Origin of the sequence: Poseidonibacter sp. (assembly GCF_041821165.1) — a bacterium.
Classification (GTDB): Bacteria; Campylobacterota; Campylobacteria; order Campylobacterales; family Arcobacteraceae; genus Poseidonibacter.
On the sequence record NZ_JBGUES010000217.1, the window covers coordinates 1 to 3542 of the forward strand.

Annotated in this window: 2 protein-coding genes; one reads left to right on the top strand and one right to left on the bottom strand. The window is 22.4% G+C overall.

Going from position 1 to position 3542, the window contains the following annotated elements; genetic code table 11:
• A partial coding sequence (locus ACERKK_RS12235) for a DEAD/DEAH box helicase (RefSeq protein WP_373773357.1) occupies nucleotides 1-2611 on the bottom strand: 2611 nt, incomplete at its 3' end.
• A gap of 59 nt (nucleotides 2612-2670) precedes the next feature.
• Between ACERKK_RS12235 and ACERKK_RS12240 the strand changes: the two genes are divergently transcribed.
• Nucleotides 2671-3402: a hypothetical protein gene (locus ACERKK_RS12240; protein ID WP_373773358.1), complete on the top strand. Its 732-nt coding sequence runs from the start codon at nucleotides 2671-2673 to the stop codon at nucleotides 3400-3402.
• Nucleotides 3403-3542: the final 140 nt, after the last annotated feature.

Consider the following 3542-nt stretch of genomic DNA (forward strand, 5'->3'; position numbering starts at 1 on the left):
CACCAAATTTTTTATTATGTGCTAATCTTTGACCATCACCTTTTTCTTTACTCATGCTAGGTTTACTAGCATATGTAAAAATATCTTTAGTAATAAATGCATTTTCATATTTTGCAGATTTTGAAAATATCTGTTTTTCAATATTTATAAATAAAAAGAAATCATTTTCATATTTTAAAAATCCACTTCCTCTAAAAGAAGAATGAATCTTATTAAAATTACATAACTGAGCAATATTCAACATATTATATTTTTCATATAATTTAAAAAAAGGAACACCATAATGAACTCGTCCAAACTCTTTTTGATAATGTAAAATTCCATAATTTAAACTATCTTCAAAAATAGTTTTATAGTTTATATTTTCAAGTAAAAGTTCAAACTCTTTTGTTTTATGAAGTTTATTATCTTTTAAATCTACTAGTTTTAAATATCTACATAATTGTGCTTTATCAAGATATTCTTGATTTAAAAAATTAAAAGAGTGTATTAGTGTATTTTTATCTACAAACTCAAGATATTTATTTAACAGTTTATTAGATATTTCTTCGTCAATATAATCATGTGATATCAAATACTTTAATATTACAAATTCATATACTCTTTTAATAGGAAGTAAATATTCAATAAATCTTATAGCTTTAATAAATAATTCATCATTTTTTGCACAAGTAATGTAATCATCTTTTTCAACTTTTTCAACTTTTGATAAAAATTCAATATATGATTTTGATTCATCTATAAATAATAAAGGATTTATATAATCTTCGTAATGTAAAAAATCAACTAATTTAGGTATTTTATTTCCAATAAGTAATTTAAAGTCAAAATACTGCTCTTTTAAATATTTTATTTGATTAAAATTTTGTTCATTTATTTGCTCTAAAATTCTATTTTTTGAGATCTCATCCATTTTAATAAATGCATTAGGAATATTTGCAAAGTTATTTTCAATAGATAATTTTAAACTATCCTTATCAATTTTTTTATTTCCAAGCATTGCTAGGACAATTAAATATGCTTTTTTATGGTTACCAATAAAATCAAGAACTGTTAAAAATTCTTTATTCTTATGTTTTCGCAATCCTCTTCCTAATTGTTGAGTGAAAATTATAGGAGAGTTTGTAGGTCGTAACATTAAAACTGTATTAACAGATGGAATATCAATTCCTTCATTAAAAATGTCAACTGTAAATATAACTTCTAATTCATTTTCATTTGATTCTAAATCAATTATAGCTTGTTCTCTTATATTAATACTACTATCACTTGTAAGATAAGTAGAGTTTATTCCTCTTTTGTTAAATTCCCTACTCATATAAATACAATGCTCTTTTGATACACAAAATCCAATTACTTTTCTTACATCACCACTAAAAGAATAAAAATCAAGTTTTTCAATAATATATTCAACTCTTTTATTAATAGATAAAAATTCACATAAGCTTTTAATATCAGAAATATCAATATTTGAGTAATCAAGTAAGTTAGTATCACTAATTCCATAATAGTGAAAAGGCACAACTAAATCATGTTCTAGTGCATCATTTAATCTAATATCACAAGCAATATTTTCATCAAAAGTTTCATAAATACTTGCTCCATCCATTCTATTAGATGTAGCTGTAAGTCCAAGTAAAAATTTTGCTTTAAAATGTGATAGTATTTTTTTATATGAAGGTGATACTACATGATGTGCTTCATCAATTATAATATATTCAAAACTACTTTTTAAGAAATCTTTATAGTTTAAAACCATTGTTTGAACAGTAGCAAATATATAGTTTTTATCTAACTCTTTTTTATTACCTGTATATAAACCACATGAAAACTCATCTGATACAATATTTTCAAAACAGCTTTTTGCTTTTATTAAAATATTTTCTCTATGAACTAAAAAAAGCATTGTTTTTGGCTTAAAAGTATTTACATCAAATGCACTAAGATATGTCTTTCCTGAACCAGTAGCTGCAATTATTAAAGCTTTATTCTCATTATTTAACCGAAGTGTCTTTAATGAAGATAGTGCAGTACGTTGCATAAAATTTGATTTAGGCTTATTATCATAAATAAAACCTTTTTTAGTGTCAAATAAACTTTTTTTAAAACTATCATATTTAGATAAAAATTCTGCACTAGCATAAAAAGAATCATTCCATAAAAGATTAAACTCACTTAAAATATCAATTAAAAACAAATCATCTTTTTTATTAATTGTTTTGATATTCCACTCAATATTTGTTTTAAAAGCACTTGCAGTTATATTTGATGAACCAATTAATATTTTATATTCATCTTTACATTCAAAGATATATGCTTTTGAATGAAAACCTTTATTATTAGAATTACAATCAAATATTTTTAATTCTAAATTTGAAAATGTATTTATTTTCTCTATTGCCCTAACTTCTGTAAAGTTTAAATATGTAGATGTTAGGATTTTACCCTTTACATCTTTTTCTTCAAGTTCTTTAAATATATCTAATAATAACTGTAAACCAGAAAAATTAATAAAAGCTACGTTAAATATAAAACTATCACACTCTTTTAAAAGTTTACTTATATGATTATAAAAATTATTTGTTTGATTATTTATGATTAATTTGTTCAATAATTGCCTTAAAGTTGATAAATTATTATAATTAAATGAAACGTAATATATAATAAATTATGAGCACAGATAACACAATATATTACCTAACACACGATGATTTAAATAATGATGAGATATTATTCAATCATATTTATCCAGATACAAAAACAAATTACTACTTTAGTGATGATTTTTCAAAAGATTTTTATATCAAATTAGCTTATAGCGGATTTATTTCAACATCACTATTAGAAGATAAAAAGTTATATTTACTACCAGAAATACAATTTGAGTATGCAATTTTAGATTTTAAAGACTTATATATTAGTACAAAAGTCAAAAAATTACTTAAAAAATCTAATGATTATACCTTTAGTATTAATACAAAACTTGATTTAGTTTTAGAAAATATTGAAACTTATCATAAACCATCTTGGCTAATTAATGAATATAAAGACTTAATAAAAGATTTAAGTACCTATAAACACCCTACAATTGACTTTCAAATCATGTCTATTGAGCTTAGTGATAATATAAGTGGTGAATTAATAGCAGGTGAAATTGGATATAAAATTGGTTCTTTATACACTTCACTAACTGGATTTACATCAAAAGATAAGAAATATAACAATTATGGAAAACTACAATTAGTTCTATTAGCAAGATATCTTGAAAAAGAGAATTATTCATTCTGGAATTTAGGACATCCATATATGCAATATAAGTTTGATTTAGGTGCAAAAAAATATTCAAGAGAAGATTTTTTAAATAGATGGTATAAAGTTTTAGATAGTGAGTATATTGAATAGTTGTAAAACAAATAAAAAGTTGATAAATACAAATAAAAAGATGAAATAAGAATAAAAGAAAAGAATCGTAAAACAACCTAAAAAAAAAGCTTAGCTAAAAACATGATAGATGTTTTGAGCTAAGCTAATTAAAAAACTCA